Raw genomic sequence first — 22120 nt, forward strand, 5'->3', positions numbered from 1 at the left:
GTCACTGTTCTGAAAAACGAAATGTCTTTTAAGTGATGGATTTAGGCAGCCGAAAAGATTGGTTGAACTTCATTTGTCTCTCTGAACTTCCAAAAGCTCACCTACCTCGCAATCAAAAAGCTTGCAAAGCTTGTCCAACGCATCGAGATCAATTCTCTGGGCCGTTTCCTTATATCGTGATCGTCGAGCAGGACTTCGCCAGGTTCGAGAGTATCGCAACGGATTGGGGGTTTTGGGACGACACCTACGAGTTTGCGCAAGATCGAAACCAGCGTTATATCGATTCCAACTTCAAGGAAATATGGCTCGAAAAGTACGGCGCGGATCTACTGAATGTCCGATCCTGGAACGACGGCTGGGATGCCACTCTGATTTCAGAGCAAAGTTCTCTTGATCTTAAGGTATTGGAGCGGATGCCAGACAATTTCCGCCAGGATACCGGGGCTGGAATCGTTGTGATCGACGGAAACCCCTTGTTGCTTGGCTTTTCAAAAATAAAGGGGTCGGATGGCCAGCGCCCATCTGAGGGGTAAGCGTTCATTCCACGACGTAGTTGACCTACTTCACGTCACGCAGAGGCCTCAATAACTCCGGAGAGACCTTGTATTGCTTCCTGCCATCCTCACCCAGCACGATCACACTCTTGCGGTTGATCTTGGTGACGATCCCCAGTACGGGTCCTTCCCGGCCCTCGAAGGTCACTTTCAGGCCTACCCGCAACTGGCTTAGCGCCTGGAGATTTTCCTGATCCCTCAGTTCGTCGATGCGCCGGCAGATGTATTGATTCAGTTCCAGCAACTGGTCGATGCTCATGTCTTCAATGCGCATGAACGGCCTCCGGCTGTTTGCCCTGTCGGTCAGGGTGGCGCAGATCGATCAGTGCCCGTAACGGGTTCTCGGCGAACCGGGTTTTCCAGAGGCGCGGGGTCAGGTCGCTGACTTCACTGGCCGGGTGCTGGCTGATGCGTTGCAACACGTCCACCAGGTAAGTGTAGGGGTTAATATCGTGCGGTTTGCAGGTACTGATCAGGCTCTGGATGATGCCCAGGTGTTCCGCGCCCAGTTCGGTCCAGCAGAACATCCAGTTTTTCTTGCCCATTGGAATGGGGCGTAGCGCCCGTTCCAGGTGGTTGGTGTCTGGTTGCACGTCCGGGTCTTCCAGGAACACGGTCAGGCTTGCTTCCCGGCTGAGCACGTAGTTCAGGGCTTTGGTCAGTGAGTCGCTGGGCAGCAGACCCCCTTGCTCCAGCTGATCCCGGCACCACTGGAAGAAGTCGCTGACCACCGCCTTCGAGTGGTCCAACCGGTACTGGCGTTTCTTCTCGCCGGTCAGCCCTTGAGCTTTGATGGTCTCTTCATTCTGGTACAGCTTCGCGATCCGTTGCAGGGCCTCGGTGACTGTCTCCGGGTAATCCTTCTGTGCCTCGATAAAGTAACGGCGGCTGTGCACCCAGCACTGGGCGTGGGTGATGTTTCCCTGGGCGGCGGTATACCGGGCATAAGCCGCGTAGCCATCACTGATCAGCGTGCCGCTGAACTGATCGCTGAGCACCTGTTCGATGTGCGCACGCCCACGGCTGTTTGAGTAGGTGAACACAACCTCGTCGGCATCGCCGTATAACGGCCAGAACCAACCGGATTTCATTTTGCCCTTTTGCGGGCCTGCCCGGCCCTGATGACCAGCTTTGATGGGCGTTTCATCCATGGCCAGCACCCGGCTGCGCAGCGCCTTATCGGTCTGGGCATCCACAATGGGGCGCAACAGGTCAATGGCGCGCTTGACCAGGTTTGTCAGGGTGCTGCGGCTGACGGTAATGCCCGCCTGTTGAATGCGCTGGTGCTGGCGATACAGCGGCAGGTGGAACTGGAACTTGTCCACCAGCAACCCGGCCAGCAGGCTGACATCGGCCAGGCTGTTGTCCAGCACGTTGAATGGAGCCGGAGTTGTCACCGGCTTCTCGGCTCCTTTGCGCCGGAACACCGGGCGTTCGCATTTGAGCACCACATAGCTGGAGGCCCGCTGGGCCAGCCGGTAGGTGGTCTTGCTGCCGACCACTTCGTACTGATCGGCCTCTGGGCCGGTCAGCTCCGGTGGCAGGTGTTCAATGACTTCTACCGGCACATCGGCAGTAAAGCGCAGGCCGGTATCGTTCAGGCAGTCGTCGTCCCGCTGCTTTTTGCCGGTGCCGCGCTGATAGGCCTTGATGGTGCGTTTTTCTTCATCAGCAGGCTGCTCCGGCAGCGGCGCTTCATCTGGCTGGAACAGGCTGTCCTGTCCTGGCAGGTCATACACCTGCTTCTCGGATTTGGGGCCGAACAGCTGCTTCTTGAACCAGTCCAACTGTCGCTGCATGACCTTAAGTTGTTCACGCAGCAACGCATTCTCCTCAGCCAGGGCCGGGTCGGAAGATGGGTTGGAATGGGGGGTGGAAGCCATTGAATTCATGGCCGATATTATACCGGAAGTCCGTCCTCTATACCCCTCTAAAACGCTTGAACTGGCGGTATTTTTGCACTTCGATACCATCGATCAGCAGTTGCAGATCCGTCAGGGTCAGGGCCCGCTGACCAGAGGCGGATAACGGCACCCGGAACTGCCCCTGCTCCAGGCGCTTGGCCCACAGGCAATAACCGGTGGCGGTAAAATACAGCATCTTCATCTGGGTCTTGCGACGATTGACGAAGACGAAATACTGGCCGCTGAGCGGGTCGTGCTTCAGCTGATTCCGGACCAGCGCGCTCAGGCCCCGGAACGATTTGCGCATGTCCGTGGGTTCGGTGCATAGCCAGATGCGCGCCTGGCTATCGAGCCCGATCATCCGTTCTGGCTCAGCCGCAATTCGACGCCGTTGCCCAAGCTCCGCACAATGTTCCAGCCTGGGCCGGAAGATGGAGAGTTGCCCATCAATGACGAGAGATCCAGAAAACCGGCTTCACCGGAACCTGACGCCTCATCGGTCGACGGGCCGGACAGGCGCTTGCGCCAGTTGCAGAAGCTGGCGTAACCAATATTCTCCTGTTTACAAAACTGTGGAGCTGACAAGCCGCTGGCGCGCTGCTGATCAACCAGGGCCTGCCACTGTTCGGGTGTGCGGCGCTTTCTCATGGGGGTAACCTCGTGTCGGAAAATGTGAGGTTACTGTAGGGCGAATTTCAGCCGGGCGGCAGAACGTCCTGAAATGAACGCTTACTGTGAAATCGGGGCGGAGATCCTGGGAGATGATGAGTCCGAGCTGCTTGAATTGGCTCGCATAGTGGCGCTGACCCACCATGAGCGCTGGGACGGCACAGGATACCCGGCAGGTCTCAGCGGTGAGGATATTCCCAGGGTGGGGCGGATTGTTGCCATTGCGGATGTATTTGATGCGCTGACCTCAGAACGGCCTTACAAGCGGGCCTGGACGGTCGGGGATGCGCTGGGTTTGATCAAGCAGGAAGCCGGGACTCATTTTGATCCTGAGCTGGTAAAGCTGTTTGAGCAGTGCTTGCCCCGGATTCTGGAGATCAAGGAACGCTATGCAGAACCCTGATAATCAAGGAGTGTATGGCTTAGGTTTTTGATTTTACCCAACTGAATTACTTCATCAGGTAGGTTGAGCGCAGACTGACTTCTTGGTGTGCCGTTGTGTCAGTCATCTCGCTTACCAGACATGACAGAAAAGAAGTGAAGTCCATCGGTTTGTATGCATAGTATCCTTGCACAAAGTCAGCTTTGTTGCGGGCGACAATATCCCACTGCATTTTGTTCTCAACACCTTCTATAACAGTTTCGACACTCAGCAAATGAGTTATATCAATGATGCCTCTGAGGAAATGCTCACTAGCCCGATTGGACTCTATTCGGTTGACAAAATTCCTGTCAATTTTCAGCTTGTCAATCTGGAGTTTTTGCAGATACTCCAAGGAAGAGTAACCGGTACCGAAATCATCCAGGGCAAGGTTCACGCCAAGCGCCTTTAACTCCTGGAGAATGGGCACCGTTGATTCAAACTCGATACAAGCATTGTCCTCGGTGATTTCAAGGCAAATGTTGTCCGGTTTCAACCCTGCGGATAACACGGTCGTTTCCAATAGTTCCGGGAGCTCAGATGAAATGAGCGAAGGATTGAGATTAATCGATAGAAATCCGTCAAACCGTAAAACTGAGCAAATCTGGGAAGCTTCGGAGGCGATCTGTTTAAGCAGCCATTCCCCGAACACTTTGCCGAGCTGGTGATGTTCACAGATGTCGACAATAATGTTCGGGGGAACCGATGTGCCGTCTCCAAGCCTGCATCTCAGCAAGACTTCGGCACCAGCAATCGTTTTATTCCGGTCAACGCGAACGATTGGTTGATAAACGAGTGAGAGACTGAGGTCGGAGAAAGTGTGACCCCGGAAGAAGTGAACCAACTCTCTGAGAACCTTCCTTTTAAATTGGTATTCTGAAATCAGATTGTCATCAGCGATGGTCAGGTCCGCGCCTTTGTTTAGCGAGTGACCCAGGGCACGCAACGCGTTCGTGTGCCTGATGCGCCAACTACGATTTTCACTGAGTTCTGGGTTGCCGGGATCGGCGCCCATAGCAAACTGAATCGGCACGGTGGAATGCTCGGTTTTCCAGTCAAACGATGAGCGGTCAAGAATCTTCTGAGCTGCTCTGGCCGGATCTGTGGAGGTGTCCCTTCTAATGATCACAAACTCGCCGTATGACAGATGAACGAGAGTGTCCGTTTCGGAAATGCAACGTGCCAGCTTTCTCGCGCTTTCGCGAATCAGCGCATCGGTCTCGGAATCGCCGTGGTCGGTTTGAAGTGTCTGAAAGCTTTTGATTTCACACACCAGGTAAAGGTCATTCTCGGTGACGGCTCTTCTCTGCCTCAGAAAGTGCCGGTTAGGAAGACCTGTCAAAGGGTCTGTTTTGAACTGCTTTTTCAGGTAGATCAACGCGAAGAGGAAATAGACCAAACCTGCACTCAGCATTACAAGCAGTAACGTGCGGATTCGGGATACCTGGTTCAGGTCGTGGTCGAACTGTTGGGTGAGGTTACCGGACTCTCCACCAATCAGGTTATCGATAACGAGTTGATTGATTCCAGTATGAATGGGCCTCCAGTTATTTCTCAATTGCCTGAGCGGGTTCTCAGCGATTCCGTTTCGTGCCAACCCGGAAACGATGGGATCCAGGGCTTTGAATCGTGTGAAAAGATGCTTGATCTCGGCGACGTTGTCATTGAATCTGCGTACCGCATAGGTCTCGTCGCTGGTCAGAAGGTATTCAAACCTGCTCCAAAGTACGTCATAACGGATTTTCAGCTTCACCGGTTGTGCAATCCGCGTATCCGCGAGAATGATCTCCCGGTCGAATGACTTCGCTTCGTCACGAAACTGGGCCAGACTCCAGGAGGCAAGGCGGAGGCCGGACAGCGAGATATCGGCCCGATTGCGACCTTCGTAAAAACTGAATCCAATGACCAGTATCAGAAAGCATGTCAATACGAAGACGGAAAAGGTAACACGATGGGAAAAAAGCCGGTAAAGAAGCGTGGATTCAGTCCCTGGCATGCTGGCCTCCCAACTTGATTTTATTTAGCTGCCACACCATTAGTTTATGGTAATGCTCGGAGTCCAGTTCTTCTCTCTCGCTTAAAGGAAGTATGACCCAGTAAGGGCCGCGTTCACGGATCGAGAGGCGGTCACCCTCCTTACGAGTCGCCAGGAGGGCGTCGGCTTCCTTGAGTTCTCCCATGGTGGTGTGAACGAAGTAGTTGTTCAGGGCGTATAGAGATACCTTGGTGTTGTCCTCGATATCACCTCCGGCCACCGAGTTTAGCAAGTCCGCCAGCACGGGACCGCTGAACTCTATACTGCCTTTGTAATACGGGGAGTGGGTCTCAATGCTTTGCTGAGGCAGGTTGTCGAGATCATAAGGCGTGAGTTCAACCAGAGCCCGCTCGTCCTCAAAGACAATTTTCAGCTTTGGCAGAAAAGCTACTTGTGCCGTCGATGTGGAGGGCAGCAAAAAGAGTAGACAGAGAGCTATGGCATGACTAATGCGTGAGTGGGCACTGGTTAAATAGAATGGGGCCACGATTTTCCTCTCATAGTCGTCACATATGACCATTTACTGTAAAAGAAATGAGTATTTATTTCCACAATATGCGGTCGTATGCAGTCGGATCTCAAAACGTTAAGAGAGAGCACACCTGGTTGCTTCCGGGAACCGGATAAAAATATTAAAAAAAACAATAAGGTGGAGTCATAATTCTGAGGGAGGGCTTATACGGAAAGCTCAAGGATGAGGTTTTGCTGATTGCTGTAACTGTAAATCTTAAGCTCAAATTAGAAATCACCTCGTTCTTTTTGCAAGATTTTGCATATTTTCCGCAGTGACTGATGCATCATTGCGAGTAGCAATGAAGTTTTATGGGCAATGAATACAAAGCCTTTAAAAAACAGTTGGCTAGGGATCTTATCTGATAGACGGCAGGTACATGCTCAAGATAGGCCAAGCGGAGTGACTTGATAGTTACATCCAACTGAGGTCTCCGTTTCAAAAAGTACTAAAAAAGAGTAGTGTGTAGAGTTGATAGTGATTGTGCCTCTCCGACCGGAGAGTTGAGCGCGAAGTGAGAGTTAGTATGCCAGTGAGGTTCAGGGCAGATCTATGAGGTTGGTTAAAGGTGGAAAGTCGGAACTCGGCTCCAATGTGGTCTCAGGGAATTTTTCGTCGCCCGGGAAATCGCTTTTCTATTCGCGCACCTTTTATGAGCTGCCCGTAGCGGGCCTGCTCATTCAGGTGACATCAGAGAACCGGATCGTCGATGCCAACAGGCTGGCAATTGAAGCGCTTGGTGTCTCTGCCGTTCAACTGATCGGAGCGAAATTTGAGGACATATTTGATTTGTCAGCCGATGCAGAATCATTGCTCACTGGTACCGCTGTTGATTGCACGGTCTTGGACGGCTCACCACTGGAACCTGAGAGCTGTGATGCCGTTTTCGTGTCGTCCAAAGGGGAGGAGCGGGGTGTCCGGTTTTTCGGTGTCAACACGCTGGAGGCAAACGAGGAACGATTTCTGATCCTGACGTTCAGGCTCATCAAGGAATTCGACCGCTCTGATCGGGAAGATATGCGTTCGACCCTGACCGTGCACGACCCCCTGACAGGACTACCCAATACTGTTGGCGCAGAGCGAACGCTCGAGAGCCTGTGCAAAACCCTTTCGGCAAGATCCAAAGATTTCGTGGTCGCTATCTTTTCGCTTGAAGGTTGGCGACGTGAAGCCGAGAATTTTCCGCCCGATCTCGCCGATGAGCTCGTGTCTGTTCTGGCGAACCGGTTGAAGGTTTTTATCGGGGATGGAGTTTTTATTGCCCGGTACAGAAGGGATGAATTCCTCATTCTTGTGCATGGGCGCGCTGATTTCCGCGATGTCCTCGACAAGATGTTTGCTGCATTGAACCGGGAAATCGTAACCCGTGGCTTCGAATTTCAACTCGCGGTAAATGCAGGCGTCTGTGTTCGTGAGATCTGGGAAGCCATGCGCCCGGAGGAGTTGCTATTAAAGGCCAGAAAGGCTGTCTCCAGGGCCAGTTCCGGTGCCAGCCCGAGTTTTATTGTTCACAGGCAAAGGGCTGGACGATATAGCAAAGCCATCGAGAGGGAAGCTCAGGAGGTTATTGACGCATTTCGCAGGAATGAGTTCTGCTTGCATTTCCAGCCGGTTGTTGGCCTGCCGACCGGACGAGTTCAGTTCGCCGAAGGCTTGCTCCGCTGGAAGCATCCTTCAAAGGGAATTCAACGGCCTGTTGATTTTCTGAGCTCTATTGAAAGTTTCGCCATTTTCGACGAAGTCGGACTGTGGGTCCTTGATTTAGCGCTGGCCACCCTCGAGTCGTGGCAGCGCAGAGGTATTTCCATCAGTCTTTGCATCAATATGGCGGCCCAGCAGCTGGCCAACGAGGTTCTTCTGGAAAGAGCCCTGGCTATTTGCGCAAATTATCCAGAAGGCATCGTCAAACGGTTGAGCATCGATATTAACAGTCTCGAGTATCTGGACGATCATCGTTCGCTGGAAAAACCCTTGAGGGAGCTGTATGCGCGGGGCATTCGTTTTGCGATTGATGACTTTGGTGAGGGGGGGTCAAAGATTCTCTCTTCGCCGCTTGTGCCCATTGATTGTATAAAAATTGGGCAGAGCTACATCTCTGGCCTTGAGGACGATCTTGGCGCCATATTCATTGTGCAGAACATCGTAGACTTTGCCGGCGAATATGGTGTTGATGTGGTGGCGAAAGGGATTGAGACCTCGGGACAGTACAAACTTCTGGAAGCAATAGGTTGTTCAGGAGGGCAGGGTTTCGGTATCTCCCGGCCACTCGCGGAGGATGATCTGATCGGCTATCTCACCACGCAGGGTGCCAAGGACCTTTCCATAACACTCCCGGAAGAGGGGGCGGGCCGTCATGATCTCTACTCATTTGCTTTGACGGAGCACAAGCTGTTGCTCAGAGAAATTCTCAGCCAGGCGAAGCGTAGCAACGTGGCACTGCCAGAGAAAAAAGACGATCTTGAGTCGTTCCTGGCGTCTGTTGAGAGGCTAGAGGCAAACCTCAGTCTACCTTCTAAGAGCACGAGGCTTGAGCAGATCAAAAAATCAGTCAAAAGGATGATTGATGAGGTGGATGAACTCGAACAGGTCCATCCAGCCGGTAAGGAAGCGCTTCTTAAAGAGGCGGTCATTGTGCTGAGCGAGCTGATACATGAAGTCGGCGGTGCAAAGGGTGGAAAATAAATCTTCCCCGCCCGGGACGCGAAAACAAACCGACTTCATCTGACCGCCAGGTTATGCACTATCATTCAAAGGATCAGACGGCTCTCTGCGTGGTTTCGAAAAAGTGGCTCTGCAGATGTTCGAAACGCTTCTCCAGCTCTCTCAGGCGTTGGCGCTTCGTCGCGTCGTTCAGCAGATCCTCAAGGTCGTCTGTGGCAAGCCCCTCCAGTGTCTCGATCAGCCGGGCTTTTAAGCTTTCCCGGCTCCGGGGGGCGCTGCCTGTTTTTGCTTCGGGGGTGTTGATGGTGCTCTCCCGCATCATCTCGCCCTCGCCGTATAGCAGCCAGTCCAACGAGGCCCCCTGGGACTTTGCACAGTCAACACACAGTGCGTAGGGGACAGCAGATCTCTGGCGCCAGGAGCTCAGAGTTTGCGGGCTGATGTCCAGAGCTCGTGCAAGTTCTGCGTCCTTCTCAACGCCGAACAGCTGTTTCATCCTTGAGAGAACGGCTTTAACGCCTGTGTCATGTTGAATCACAATTCTATCCTCTCGTTTTGAGTTGAATTCTTTCGGTTCCGAGTCTGCCCCGATACTCAATCATGCTATTTCGCACAGTGGACCCATTCCGAATGTCATAAAGTGTAGACGAATATGCGCGAGAAAATCAAAACTGCATCACATTTTGAAGGCGGGCCTTACGTCATTTGCACATAATCGCTTCATCGGGTAAACGCTGGCCTGACATTCAAATGCGTATGGATCGCCTGCGCTAACATCAAATTCTCATGGCAGCAAGAGGGTCTGAACAGGAGTCGGAATCCAGGTGTCGTTGTATGATTCCTGCGCACCACACGTTGAGTTTCTTGTCCAGAAATACTAAAATTGCATACTGTTGGGCTCGTCTGGGGTACCAGAATCAGGAGTGTCAAAGTATGTTACGTAACAGTTTAGTCAGCACTTACAGGCAGAGCGCCGGGTTTCCCACGTTCGGCATCCGGAATGTTGGAGGGCTGACCCGCTTAAGGGGGCGGACAATCTATACCCGCCAACATCAGCCGGCTGGCTATGAATTCAGAGTGCCGGATCGGTCCGGCACACGCTCCCCTGTCGGCGAAGGTCTAGGCTACACGTTGCCGGATGCTCAGCCTGATGTGCATGTTTACCTGGCGTTTCTGAGCAGGCTGGTGGTTGCTTGCGACAGAGAGACCAGTGAAGTGCGAGACCTGATGGGGGAGCCCAGTCTTCAGCAAGGGACCTTTGTGTTGATTCAGGTCTCCTGGTTCGTTGTGGCTGATGCCAGATTCCAGGATTCTCTGGTGAGAGCTGCCGGTGCTATTCGCAAGGAAGGTTTCAGGTTGAAGATCGCCATCGACGCACGAGAGCTCGAGGATGTCCGGGATCTGAGGCTGTTTCGTCAGGCCCTGTTCCAGCTCGAGGATGAGGGCATTGGCGTCGTTCTCAAGAATCCGCAATCGGGCCGCGATTCCCCATTTGCGGAATCCGTTGTGTACCGGGCAGTTCCGCAACTCTCCGTTTCTCCTGATTGGTTGGGTATTGGGGAGGATGAGTCACGTTTCGATCATTCGTTGTATTTTGAGCGAATCACGTTGCTGAACTCGGCGATTCATGAAGATGGGAAGACGGTTATTTGCGAGGGGGTTGCCAACGAGTGGCAGCGATCCTTCTTGTCTTCGTTGCCCGTCAGCCTTTTTGTTTTCCAGGGCTCTCGGGATGACGTCACCATCTGATCGATCATTGCCAGCTTTCGACTCGGTGATTAGGGGGCTGGCTGCGAATGATGATGTTGACTTGCGTGTTGACGAATCGGGGAGTTTATCTCCGATTACTACGGTCTGGCCATCGATTGCAGCTCCTTGACTTCTGACTGGGCGAGTCGTGTTTCTGCTGGATCAGTCAGTGAAGTGGCCATCGCGCAAGTCATTCTACTCTCGGATCGTTATGACCTGGTATTTGGCAGTGACCAAGTGGCTGAGCAATGCGCAGTAGCAGACTGAAATGGCGGCTATCGATAAACGCCGCAGGCAATCCGTTGCTCTTGATGAAAAGCTAAGGCCGCGAGGCTCTGTCCGACTTTCTCCCTCCGTGTTACACAAAGATACTCAAAAAGAGTATTTGTATGCCGTTTAATCTACTATCATCCAGTACTAAATAGTCGGTTCGAGTAAGCGTGCTTGGACCCTCTTGCGTGTGGTTCGGTGAGAAGGCGATGAGTCATGAGTGAAAGGTTTGTTCAATGCCAACGGGAGCTCAGGGAATCTCCGAAGGTCTGGTTAATCACAGGGGTTGCTGGTTTTATCGGGTCAAACCTTCTTGAGTGGTTGCTGGAAAACAAGCAAACAGTCATCGGTATCGATAACTTCGCTACCGGATATGCTGAAAATCTCGCAGACGTCAGGGAGTCGGTTGGGCCCGACAACTGGAAGAACTTCCAGTTTATCGAGGGCGATATTCGCGATCTGCAAACCTGTCGGGATATCGTCAGGGGCGTTGATCACGTACTGCATCAGGCTGGGCTCGATTCGCCTCAATGGTCGATAAAGGACCCGGTTGGTTGCCACGATGTAAACGTTAAAGGATTTCTCAACATGATGGTGGCATCTCGGGATGAAGGGGTGAGTAGCTTCACCTATGCTGTCTCGAGTGCTTGTTATGGCGATCATCAGTCCGAAGTCAAAAGGGAAGACCGGACGGGCTCTCCCATGTTCCCGGCTGCTGTTACCAACCGGATCAACGAGCTTTATGCCGACGTATTTGCCCGTAACTATCGGTTCAGGCCAATAGGGTTGCGTTATTTTGACGTGTTCGGTCCCCGGCAGAATACCGGGGGTCATGAAGTGCCTGTTATATCGCGATGGATTTCGTCCATGTTGTCCGGCAAAAAGGTTGCCATCCCCGGAGACGGTGAGGTGCGCAGGGATTTTTGTTACGTGGGAAATGTCGTCGAAGCAAATATTCTGGCCGCGCTTGCCAGTGATGATGCAAAGGCGCAGGTGTACAACGTTGGTGTGGGCGTTGGAACAACATTGAATGAGCTATTCGATTTCCTGAGATTTGAGCTGTCCGCCCTCTACCAGGACTACCTGCACTCTCCGGAATATACGCTTCACGATGTAGATTACGACTATTCAGAGTGCGCTGATATCGGCAAAGCTCGGGAATTCCTCGGGTATACCCCCGCCTTTGATCTGCGCTCGGGCTTGTCTGCTGCCTCATCCTGGTTTGTCCACAGGAATATGGCAAAGTAAACAAAATGTTGATTGTTCTTCAGGTTTAGGCAACAATATCTTTACGGTCGGTCGATGCTTCGGGCTCACCCCTCGGGATTAATCCGTTCCTGCCATCGGCCAACCCCTTCGGATGCCCTCCCCATGTCCTGCCTTCCAGTCTCGGGGAGGGCCTTTTTCTGCTCGCTATTCACTCTTTATTTTTTAGCGCTAGTCAACATTTTGTTGTACATGATACTCAAAACAAGTATCTTTGTGGGCTCAAACAACCCAATATGAAGATTCCTCTCCAGAATTTCCGGAAGCCTGGAGACGAAGTGGCAGGATGAGCAGGTGTCTGATACCGGGATCACTTTTCGATCGGTGAGGGTACCACTATCCAGGGCCGACTAAACCGCCATTAGAAGGCGATGTGCCGTTCAGGATGAATCCAGCGGGAGGTCTGCTTTGAGGCAAAGGTATCGTGCTTGAAAACTTCTGGCAGCTCTGTGGCAGAGTTTCTGAGCTGACGTTGACGGATTGAGTGTTTATGAAGCTTGTTGTCATCACTAGAAACCAGAACTGGCGAGAGTTCATTCTGGATATCCCCGAGTGTGAAATCGTCACTATGGAGGGAGCAGATGGAACTTTCAGCTCCGATGGCTCGAGTGCAAATGATCCTGACATAATCCTCCTGGATCTGGACATATCAGAGGTCGGGTATGCACCTGAGCTTTCTTCGCATACCCGCAAGAGATTTGGCTGGTGGCCATATCTCATAGCGACATCGCCGAGTTACCGGCTGAACCTGGATGCCTTGTTATCGGCAGTGAACAGTGGCGCTGATGATTTTTTGGAAGAGTCGTATGACACCAATATCATTCTGGCAAAACTTTCGGCTTTCCGGAGGCGCCATTATTTTGAGCTGAAACACTTCAGGAGGGGGATCAATTACACCGCGAATATCAAAAACCGAATGGTTGAGGTGGGAGGCGAGCCGGTCCAACTCAGCGAGAAGGAGTTCGATCTTTTCAACTTCCTGTTCAGCAACACAGATGCTGTGTTTGATCGGGAGACTATCTATCGGAATGTGTGGGGACGCGGCGATGCCTATTCAACACGGACACTTGACACGCATATTTCCCGGTTAAGAAGACGCCTTCAACTTGACGGTTCGTATGGTTTGAGGCTGAAGCCAGTCTATGGTGTAGGGTATATGATGGAGAGGGTTATGGGCTCAACCGTTTCCCAGACACAAATGACCGGGAATATGTTGCCTCAGGCCTGAGGCAACAGTGTTTTCTGCCAGTTCAGATATAACCGCCAGATCTGAGCTCTTCGACCGTCATGGGTTTGCCGGTCAGGTAGCCTTGGCCTTTGTGCACGCCAAGCATACGCAATTCACGAAGTTCTGCGCCCGTTTCAATCCCTTCCGCCACAATTTCGCTGCCAGTGGCTTCGGCAAACGCAATAATGCTTTTGGCCAGGGCCTGCTTGCGATAATCGGTGTCGATATCTCGCGTAATGCTCATGTCGAGCTTGATGATATCAGGCTCCAAGGAGAGGATATGCCGAAAACTGGCGTATCCCGCTCCGGCATCGTCTACTGCTAGCCTCGCTCCCCGGTCTCTGAGTGGTCGCAGTGCCTCTGCAATAAGATCATAGTCTTCAATGCTTGAGTGTTCTGTAACTTCAACAATGGTTCTCGCAGGATGGAGGCAGTTCAGTAGGTCGTCTTTATCAGTTTCGAGAATGGTTTCTGGCGAGATATTGACTGAAATGTAAATTTCTCCGGGGATCTCTTCTGCTGTTGCCATTGCTTTTTCTATCGCATGGAGTTCGAGTTTCTCCTGCATTCCGCCTTGCTGAGCTTCCTCGAACCAGATATTTGGTGGCTTTCTTGCTGGTGTATCAAATCTGGAAAGCGCCTCCAATCCAACTACTTCGCGTGACCGCAAATCGATGATGGGCTGAAGGGCGATGTGCAGCCTGTCCTCACGTAAAATTCGCTCAATTTCGGAAACCAGTTCTTCCTTCTTACTTCTTTCTGCCTCTTTTCGGGAAATATGCAGGCTGGCTATATCTGCGAAGGTTCGGAGGATCTCCATGTCCCGATTGGTGACACCGGGCTCAGGGCGATGGCTGAAACAACAGAAAGTGCCGTAGATTTCCCCATTATCAAGTGTTATCGGAACGCTCATGTGACTGCCGACCGGTAACGTATGGGTGCCAGGCAGTTTCCGGGTTGCATGTAGCTTTCTGGCGTCATGGATCAGTTCCGGTAACTCACCGTCAACTACTTTTTGACAGTAACTGGTTTCGGCAGGATCGGAGTCGCCGGGAGTGAGGGTGACCTGGGCATTATGACCTGCATCGACAAAATCGAAGTAGCGGCGGCCATCCTTAAGATTAGAAACAAAGGCTACATCCATGCCCAGGTGATTTCGGGCCGCTTTCAACATTGTCTGAAGCGCTGCTGCAGAATGGTTCTCAGCCGGGTCGAGAACACTTTTGAACAGGGCTGGTCCAAGCCTTGGCGCCGATTCTGTCATACCACACCATTTGAATTGTTCCATTCAGCCCAAGCATACATTTTCATCTGCAATACTTCACTCGCCTATCTCGAACATGCCCGCCTGAGTCTGTCGTGAACGGCCATCCAGCGGTCCGTCTCCGGTGGCAGCTCGATGAACAGATAATCCAGGGCAGCCTGGTCCATTGAGTGCATCGCGGTATACAGCATTCGGGCATACTCATCCGGATCGGCAGCGAGCCGGGTGGATTCGGTGGCCTCAGGTCCGGGAACGGATTGCCACCAGATCACGCCAATGCGGGCACCCTTGGGAGCGCGTCGGGGGAACTGTTCTGAAAAGTCACCGGCAGGTAAGCCAATAGTTGGTGTATTCGGCTGATAGTGACGCTTGACGTTTCCGGGAACCGCTTGCTGTGAGGGAGATTTACCTGACAAGGAAATGCCCAGGCATTGTTCGATGTCGCGTTGACTGATTTGTCCCGGCCTCGCAATGGAGGGCCTTTCGCCGGTGAGATCCACGATTGTGGATTCGATTCCGACTGTGCAGTGACCGCCGTCCAATACGGCGTCGATTCTTCCGGACATGGCGTTTATCACATGCTCGGCGCTCGTGGGGCTGACCCTGCCATAAGGGTTGGCAGAGGGCGCAACAATATCGCGACCAAGCAACTTTATTGTTTCAAGGGTGGCACGATGAGCCGGCATCCTTAACGCAATCCCGGGTTGGCCGCCGGTTATGAAGTCACTGACACTATCTTTCTTCGGCAGAAGTAGTGTCAGCGGACCCGGCCAGTATTCTTCAATAAGCTTCCAGGCCGTCTCTGGCACTTTACTCGCCCATTGCTCGATTCTGCGTGGATCTGAAAGATGGACAATCAGAGGGTGTCCCAGCGGCCGTTGTTTGGCTTCGAAGATCTTTTTAACTGCCCGGGGGTTGGCGGCATCGCCGGCAAGACCGTAGACGGTCTCGGTGGGAAGGGCTACCAGTTGGCCACGTCGGAGCAGGTTTGCTGCGTGTTCGATGGCGCCTGATTGTGTAGCGTCGAGTTTAAGAGTGTGGGGCATGGTTGTTCAGCAGGGCGTGGGTTGAGTTGAGCCGTTGGGCTATTCCAGTCAATTTTACTGTACAAGTAATATCGTTAAGATCTGATATTTAAATATTAAAAGATCGGTATTTTCGATGTTTTGGGGTGGTTTCCTGGATCAATGCGGTTGAATCCTTACTATGAAAGCCATCTTTTGCAAAAGTTTACGGAATCTGACGTTGTTCAAAAAAAATACCATTGAATGGCGGGTCATTTTGGTGCGAAATATGCGAACGATTTACTTTATAAGGCTCGTGCACTAAGGCGATGAGTTTTTAAGCCGTTTTTTCTTCCCTGGTTTTCTCTACCGATGCTCCCGACACCCAATGAATTCCGGCTGCAGGCGATCCTGCTGATCCTGTTTGGCTGCAGTGTCCTTACGGGCTTAATCAGTTTTGCCGTGGAGGCTATGCCCTTCCTGGCCGTGCCGGAGCGCTTGACGCTCAGCCCGGAAGGTGCGCCGGCTATCATCCTTATCGGTTTCGCCGTCCTTGCCCTGACTTTCCCAGGGCGCTTTTGGCGGATGCTGGCGGGAGGTCTGGTTTCCATATTCGGCCTTTACGGGCTGATCCGTTGGCTGCTTTCTCTCTGGTCAGGGGTTGGACTGCACCCGGTTAGCGTTTCTTATGTATTGGACCTGCTGCCACCGTTGGCGCTGCTGCTGATGGCTGGCGTGAGCTTTTTGGGTGTGCGCAGTGCCAGGGGGAGTCTGTTCGGATTCATTACCGGCTGCACCAGCGTGGGCATTGGTGCCATTGTGCTTGTCAGCCATTTGTACGAGGGACTCGATGCAGAGGCCAACGGACTTGGGGCAGGCTTTTCCATGATTGGGGGGCTGTACTGTATCGCTTTCGGTGCAGTCCTCGTGCTCCTCTCTGAACAGAAGGCGAGCCGGCGGTTTTCGGTTCACTGTAAGGGCGCTTCTATTGGCTTGTTGGCTGTCACGGGCACCTTCGTCCTGTTCCTGTTGGCGAGTTGGACCATCAATATGCAGCGCCATCAGGAGGCCCGGACAATCCTCCAGCACTATCAGGAAATCCTGGAGCATGGGGTGGATGAGCACGTCAGACTGATCGACCGTCTGGCCGGGCGTTGGGCCGCTGCGGATAATGATGTTCCCGATGAAACCAGGCGACGGGAAGTCAGCCGCTACTATCCAGACAAGCCGGCCCTGGATGCATTGATGGTCGTCAGGGGAGAAGGGCAGCCACTATGGCGATCGGCACGGTCCCCGGGGGATTTGTTGTGGCTGATGGATCAGGTCGTCAAGCCTGATGTTTTGTCGTGGCTGCGGCGGGCCCGAGAGCAGAACATCGCCAACAGCTGGTTTTTCCCTGACAGTAGCGATCCGTTCAAGGTCCTGAGCCTCGTCGCCACCAACCGTGCCGCTGGCGAGTTTCTCGCTGTCTTCGATATCCGTGAGATGTTGGCGTACGAGGTGCCCAACAGCAACCATGAATTCGACCTTGCGCTCAAGCCGGTCGGGCCTGCTTTGGGAAAAAGTGATCCGAGCCTGAATACCGGTCTGTCTGAAATCCGTGAAACGACTGTCGTCGAGCTTGACCCCGGAGCCAGTGTATTGCTAACCGCCAAGGCAGGCCCACCTGCCTTGTTTTCGCTTCGTTTTTTGTTTCCGATGACGGTTCTGCTTTTCGGTCTGTGGATGAGTTATCTGCTGATCGTGGGGCGGAATTTGCTTGGCGCCTATAAAGACCAGGCGAAGGTGCTTGGTAAGGCCGAACAGGAGTTCCGTTCCCTTTTCTCCCGATCACCCGATACCATCATTGCCTTCGACAAACAGGGCTATTACCGTGCACTGAATTCGGTAGCCAAGACCCTTGTCGGCCTGGACGACTCTGATGTCGGGGTTACACATTACCAAACGGTATTGCGAGCCGCAGTGATCACCGAGGATGACAAACGCCGATTCGAGACGGCCTTCTCTAATGCCGTTGCGGGGCACACCCAGTCCTTCGAGATCGGCTTTGTCTCTCCGGGAAGCTCAGATATCCGGAACTATGAGTGTGACTTTCTGCCCATCGTGGTGGACGATGCCGTCACCGGTGCCTATTTCATTGCCAAGGACATCACCGAGAAACTGCAGTCCCAGGAAAACCAGCGAATTCTCAAACGCAGTCTTGAATCCACTGATAACGGTGTCGTGATCGTGGATCACCGGGCGGAGAGTTTGCCGGTAGTTTATGTGAACCCTGCCTTTTGCAGAATGACGGGCTATTCCGAAGCCGAGGTTATCGGCGCTCCGGCCAGGCTGCTCACCGGACCGGAAACGGAAGAAGCGGACATCAGACGCATCAGGCGTGCTGTGAAAGCAGGCCGCTGCATCAGCCTGACGATGAAAAGCTATCGTCGGGACGGGACACCTTTCTGGAACCAGCTGTCCGTGACCCCCGTGCGTGACCCCGGTGGCGAAATCACCCATTACACTGCCATCATGCGGGACATTTCGGACAAGAAAGAACAGGAGCAACGGCTGGCATATCAGGCGACCCACGATGTCCTGACAGGGCTGGGCAACCGGGCACTGTTCGAGGATCACCTGAAGCATGACGTTTCCCTGGCAAAGCGGAGCGGACAGGTCCTGGCGGTGCTGTTTATCGACCTGGACGAGTTCAAACCCATCAACGATACCCTGGGCCACAAGGTTGGGGATGAACTGCTCATCAGCGTGGCGCGCAAACTGGAGACAGTGATCCGCCCGACCGATACCCTGGTCCGGTTCGGAGGGGATGAATTCGTGCTCCTATTGCCAGATGTGGAGTCAGTACGAGGGGCGGAAAATGTGGCGGAGCGCGTTCTGGAAGAACTTTCCAAACCGCATGTCATTGGTTCTCATGAGCTCTTCATTTCCGCAAGCATCGGTATCAGCGTGCTATCCGACGATCTGGATCAGCCGGAAAAACTGCTACAACACGCCGATATGGCCATGTACAAGGCCAAACAGCAAGGCCGAGACACCTATGAGCTTTTTTCGCCGGACCTTGATAACAAGCTCTCGAGGCGAGTGGCGCTCAGAAACGAACTGCAGGAGGCTATTCAGTCCGGCCAACTGGTGTTGCACTATCAGCCACAGGTAGATCTATTCGGTTATCTGTGCGGCCTTGAGGCGCTCGTTCGCTGGAAGCACCCGGAGAGGGGGTTTATCTCGCCCGCCGACTTCATCCCGATGGCGGAAGAGACCGGTCAGATCGTGCAGTTGGGCAAATGGGTGACGACCCAGGCCTGCCGTGACGCGAAGCGGCTCCAGGAAATGGGGCTTCTCAGGGGCCGTATGGCGGTCAACCTGTCGCCGTTGCAGTTTCACCGTCGCAGTTTCCTGAGCTCGGTAAGGAGTATTCTGGCAAAAACCGGGCTGCGGGCGGAATACCTGGAACTGGAGCTTACCGAAGGGATCCTGATGAGGGATACGGATGGTGCGGTCGATATACTCAACGCCCTGGCGGGGATGGGCATTGCCACGGCAATCGATGATTTCGGAACGGGGTATTCGTGTTTCGCGTATCTGCGGAACCTGCCCGTGGACAAGATCAAGATTGACCGGAGCTTTGTTGATCGTGTCACCACCAACGACAAGGATGCGGCTGTGTGCAAGGGTGTCATCACGCTCGCCCGGGAACTGGACCTGAAAGTCATTGCCGAGGGCGTCGAAACGGAAGAACAGGTCCGGTTCCTCAGTGGCAATGGTTGTGAGGCGTTCCAGGGCTACTATTTTGCCAGACCGATGGCCTTTGACGATCTGGTCGAGTGGAGCAGTCAGGGGGTCACAACCGAGATTTGAAGCCTTGGTTGGTAACATGTCCCCGACTTATTGCGGTGGAGTAAAGCCAGCCAGGCGGTGCTCCTCCAACAACTCCCCAAACCGAATCGTCGTCAGATCCATCCCCGGCGCCCCAATCACCTGCACGTTATAGGGCAGGCCTTCTTTAGTACGCCCGATCGGTACTGAGGTGGCGGGCAGCCCTAACAGCGTCGCCAGAGCAATCCAGCAAAACTGATCCATATAGGCCCTGGGTTTGCCAGCCACGCTGATACGCCGCTTGAAAACGGGTTGGCTGTGGTCGTGATGGATGGCAGCTGTGGGGGTGATCGGTGTGAGCAATACATCGAAATCCTCGAACAGGGTTTCAATCTCGGCCCGCATCTTTTCCCGGACTTCGCTCCACTGCATCCACTCATAGATCCGCTGGTTCACCCCGCGGGCGTATTCGCCAATGTAAGGGGTGATCGGGCCCAGCAGATGTAGCCAACGCTCCAGCAGTGCGATCCATTTCATCTGTCGGCGTTGGGCCGGTTTCAGCGAGGTTCCGATCAGGCTGCCCAGCAGGTTGAAGTAGACCGGCAGGATGTGTTCCAGGCTGAGCAGGGGATGATCGGTCTCGGCTACGAGGGCCCCCCGGTCTTCCAGGTTTTTGCCCAGGTTCCGGTAGCCTTCCACCAGCTCGTCCTCCACCGGGCAGAGGGAGTCGTCCAGCCACAGCGCTACCCGGGCCTGATCGAGCTTTTCTAAACGTGTTGGTTCCATGGTCAGGGTCCAGCTGCGACCCTCGGCCGGGCGCGGGCCGGCGATAACGTTCAGTAGCAATGCCAGATCTCGCGCATTCCGGGCCATGGGGCCGCCTTCGGCCAGGTCCGGTTGCGATTGGGTGCCCGGAGGCCCGGGGATGTGGCCCCGGAACGACACCAGTGACCGACTGGGTTTGTGACCGAACACGCCACAGAAATGGGCGGGTATGCGGATCGAACCGGCCAGGTCGCTACCCACCTCCAGCGGCGTGAATCCCGCTGCCAGGGCGGCTGCTGCGCCCCCGGAGGAGCCGCCGGGGGTGCGGGTCACGTCGTAGGGGTTGTTGGTGACACCGAACAGCTTGTTGTAGCTCTGCAAATCCGTGGCGTAGACCGGAATGTTGGTTTTACCCAGGATGATGGCGCCGGCGTCTTCCAGGCGCCGGACCACATCTGCATGGCGTTCCGGCCGGTGATTTTTCAGGGCAGGGGCGCCGGCGGTACAGGTCATGCCGGCCACTTCCCAGGTGTCCTTGAGGGTGAGCGGCAGGCCGTGCAGGGGGCCCAGCTCCTGGTTGTTCGCACGCTGCCGGTCCGCCTCCCGGGCCTGCTCCAGGACACGATTTTCATCCAGCGTGACCACCGCATTGATGGCGGGGTTCTGGTCCCGGATGCGGGCCAGCAGGGCCTGGGCGAGCTGTTCGCTGGTCAGTGCGCCGTTCTCAAGCTGGCGCAGAAGTTCGTGGGCCGGTTGGTAATGCAGGGCGTCCATGGGCAGTCTCTTGTTGTTTTGGGCGTCTTTCTTATACGTTACGGCAGCTGGGCACGCCAGTGCTTGACCTTAACCTGGCCTTTTATGGCATCCAGGATCTCGATGATCAGGTCGATCAGCGCCTGGTTCTGGGTTTCGTCGGCGGCCACCTGGTCCGGGCTGGGCAGGAAGACGTTCACGATATCCTCGATGAACGCGTGGTTGGAGCTGGAAGCCAGGTCTTCCAGGATCTGGTGAATCACGTTGGCGACGATGTCACCAACGGCGTCCTCCAGGGTTTCCTGGATCGTGGGGCCGACCACCGGCAGGTATTTCAGGCGGGACAGCTCCATATTTTGTTTCAGGGCGTTGTCCACGCGCCCTTCAAGGTAGTTGCGTAGCGCGCCCCGGTTGGGCACATAGCCTTCCTGTGCCGCCTCGGCCACGCGCTGGGAAATCCACTCCGAGAGCATGTCACGGCGTGGATAAAGGATGTCTTTCTGGATCCTGTCGAACAGCGGCGACCCCCGACGAACCTCATCCTGGACGCCATTGAGGACCTTGAGCACAATCCGGTCGGACAGCTCCTCCATGAACGCCTCATAATAGAAGTTCACGAACCGGTAGATCTTTGTGTTGGTGACGTCGATGATCCGGTACTGGTGCAACCGGTAGATGATGGAGATCACCCGCAGGATACGGAGGAAACGCAAGCTGCCCACCGGGATACAGCCCACCAGGTCGTACCAGTGAATGAACGGGTAGAAATACCACCGGTCATAGACACTGGCTCTGATGGCATAGCCCCAGCGCACGAAGAATTCCGTGAGGAAAATGGTCACGAAAATCATGTCGTAGAAAATGAACCGTTCGTGAATGGGATGGTAGGCAGACTGCAGCGCCGGGGCATGCTCTTTCAGCAGGTTCTGGATGGCGACAAAATTGTAGATGGAGTCCCAGATTATGAATGCCAGGTTCAGGATGAGCAGGCCGAGCATCAGGAAATCGATGATGAACCAGATGAGCTGGTGACTGGACTTCAGGTTTTCCCGGTTTATATGCAGCATGTAGTGGCCACTTATCCGATCTGGAGGCTGTGTAAGTCCCTGACAGGTTAGCGTATTTGTACCCCAAGCACGACAGGCTCCTCAACTTGACCGCCTGACGTTAAACTTCCAATCTTTAATGGAACGTATAGCACCCCTACGGAAAGAACATCACAAGCTGGAGCCTGTCTATTAACCCGATCC

Annotated in this window: 17 protein-coding genes and 1 pseudogene; 7 read left to right on the top strand and 11 right to left on the bottom strand. The window is 53.9% G+C overall.

Translation table 11 applies throughout. The features are described 5' to 3' along the window. Window positions 1–35 precede the first annotated feature (35 nt). The gene (locus DET50_RS09115; protein WP_113862547.1) at window positions 36–533 is read left to right on the top strand and encodes a CHASE4 domain-containing protein; all 498 of its coding nucleotides are present in this window, start codon (window positions 36–38) and stop codon (window positions 531–533) included. A gap of 25 nt (window positions 534–558) precedes the next feature. On the opposite strand, the gene DET50_RS09120 is transcribed toward DET50_RS09115, so the two are convergent. Genes DET50_RS09120 through tnpA form a run of 4 tightly spaced genes read right to left on the bottom strand, consistent with a single transcriptional unit; the run spans window position 559 to window position 3106 of the window. Next, entirely contained in the window at window positions 559–828 is a 270-nt protein-coding gene (locus DET50_RS09120; protein WP_113862548.1) for a hypothetical protein, read from the bottom strand. Then, the gene (gene tnpC / locus DET50_RS09125) at window positions 818–2446 is read right to left on the bottom strand and encodes an IS66 family transposase (RefSeq protein ID WP_181799963.1); all 1629 of its coding nucleotides are present in this window, start codon (window positions 2444–2446) and stop codon (window positions 818–820) included. The genes DET50_RS09120 and tnpC overlap by 11 nt, the downstream gene beginning before the upstream one ends. A 28-nt stretch (window positions 2447–2474) precedes the next feature. Continuing rightward, on the bottom strand, window positions 2475–2819 hold the full coding sequence (gene tnpB, locus DET50_RS09130; RefSeq protein ID WP_016915087.1) for an IS66 family insertion sequence element accessory protein TnpB: 345 nt from the start codon (window positions 2817–2819) through the stop codon (window positions 2475–2477). Further along, complete coding sequence (gene tnpA / locus DET50_RS09135) at window positions 2816–3106, bottom strand: IS66 family insertion sequence element accessory protein TnpA (protein WP_113862549.1); 291 nt, start codon at window positions 3104–3106, stop codon at window positions 2816–2818. Before tnpA ends, tnpB begins: the two co-directional genes overlap by 4 nt. 67 nt (window positions 3107–3173) lie before the next feature. Between tnpA and DET50_RS09140 the strand changes: the two are divergent. After that, a pseudogene (locus DET50_RS09140) lies at window positions 3174–3530 on the top strand (HD-GYP domain-containing protein); the annotation flags it as partial. 46 nt (window positions 3531–3576) lie between these two features. On the opposite strand, the gene DET50_RS09145 reads toward DET50_RS09140, so the two are convergent. Together DET50_RS09145 and DET50_RS09150 are read right to left on the bottom strand one after the other, a co-directional pair. Next, window positions 3577–5544, bottom strand: a complete 1968-nt coding sequence (locus DET50_RS09145) for an EAL domain-containing protein (protein WP_113862551.1) — start codon at window positions 5542–5544, stop codon at window positions 3577–3579. Continuing rightward, window positions 5531–6070, bottom strand: coding sequence for a putative pterin-binding protein (locus DET50_RS09150; RefSeq protein WP_147252205.1), 540 nt, complete (start codon window positions 6068–6070; stop codon window positions 5531–5533). The genes DET50_RS09145 and DET50_RS09150 overlap by 14 nt, the downstream gene beginning before the upstream one ends. 576 nt (window positions 6071–6646) lie before the next feature. Here DET50_RS09150 and DET50_RS09155 point away from each other — a divergent pair. Then, the gene (locus DET50_RS09155; protein ID WP_113862553.1) at window positions 6647–8776 is read left to right on the top strand and encodes a bifunctional diguanylate cyclase/phosphodiesterase; all 2130 of its coding nucleotides are present in this window, start codon (window positions 6647–6649) and stop codon (window positions 8774–8776) included. A 73-nt stretch (window positions 8777–8849) separates the two neighbouring features. On the opposite strand, the gene DET50_RS09160 is transcribed toward DET50_RS09155, so the two are convergent. Further along, window positions 8850–9293: a helix-turn-helix domain-containing protein gene (locus tag DET50_RS09160; RefSeq protein WP_220150138.1), complete on the bottom strand. Its 444-nt coding sequence runs from the start codon at window positions 9291–9293 to the stop codon at window positions 8850–8852. Window positions 9294–9688: 395 nt separating this feature from the next. Here DET50_RS09160 and DET50_RS09165 point away from each other — a divergent pair, with 395 nt between their 5' ends. The 3 genes from DET50_RS09165 to DET50_RS09175 all read left to right on the top strand — a co-directional run bounded on the left by DET50_RS09165 (window position 9689) and on the right by DET50_RS09175 (window position 13268). Further along, on the top strand, window positions 9689–10504 hold the full coding sequence (locus DET50_RS09165) for a hypothetical protein (RefSeq protein ID WP_113862554.1): 816 nt from the start codon (window positions 9689–9691) through the stop codon (window positions 10502–10504). 486 nt (window positions 10505–10990) lie between these two features. Beyond that, the gene (locus DET50_RS09170; protein WP_113862555.1) at window positions 10991–12022 is read left to right on the top strand and encodes an NAD-dependent epimerase/dehydratase family protein; all 1032 of its coding nucleotides are present in this window, start codon (window positions 10991–10993) and stop codon (window positions 12020–12022) included. A gap of 508 nt (window positions 12023–12530) precedes the next feature. Next, a complete protein-coding gene (locus tag DET50_RS09175; RefSeq protein ID WP_113862556.1) occupies window positions 12531–13268 on the top strand; it encodes a response regulator transcription factor in 738 nt (245 codons plus the stop codon). Between the two features lie 22 nt (window positions 13269–13290). Here the strand turns inward: DET50_RS09175 and DET50_RS09180 are convergent, their stop codons facing one another. Further along, window positions 13291–14556, bottom strand: coding sequence for a sensor domain-containing phosphodiesterase (locus tag DET50_RS09180; protein ID WP_113862557.1), 1266 nt, complete (start codon window positions 14554–14556; stop codon window positions 13291–13293). A 41-nt stretch (window positions 14557–14597) separates the two neighbouring features. Further along, window positions 14598–15578 carry an L-threonylcarbamoyladenylate synthase gene (locus tag DET50_RS09185; protein ID WP_113862558.1) on the bottom strand — a complete coding sequence of 327 codons (981 nt, stop codon included), beginning with the start codon at window positions 15576–15578 and terminating at the stop codon, window positions 14598–14600. 330 nt (window positions 15579–15908) lie between these two features. Between DET50_RS09185 and DET50_RS09190 the strand changes: the two genes are divergently transcribed. Then, on the top strand, window positions 15909–19394 hold the full coding sequence (locus tag DET50_RS09190; protein WP_113862559.1) for an EAL domain-containing protein: 3486 nt from the start codon (window positions 15909–15911) through the stop codon (window positions 19392–19394). Window positions 19395–19421: 27 nt separating this feature from the next. Here DET50_RS09190 and DET50_RS09195 read toward each other — a convergent pair whose 3' ends face one another. Beyond that, on the bottom strand, window positions 19422–20891 hold the full coding sequence (locus tag DET50_RS09195) for an amidase (protein WP_113862560.1): 1470 nt from the start codon (window positions 20889–20891) through the stop codon (window positions 19422–19424). A gap of 38 nt (window positions 20892–20929) precedes the next feature. Then, window positions 20930–21937 carry a hypothetical protein gene (locus DET50_RS09200; RefSeq protein ID WP_113862561.1) on the bottom strand — a complete coding sequence of 336 codons (1008 nt, stop codon included), beginning with the start codon at window positions 21935–21937 and terminating at the stop codon, window positions 20930–20932. Between the last annotated feature and the right edge of the window lie 183 nt (window positions 21938–22120).

Source organism: Marinobacter pelagius, from assembly GCF_003315345.1.
Lineage (GTDB): Bacteria > Pseudomonadota > Gammaproteobacteria > Pseudomonadales > Oleiphilaceae > Marinobacter > Marinobacter pelagius_A.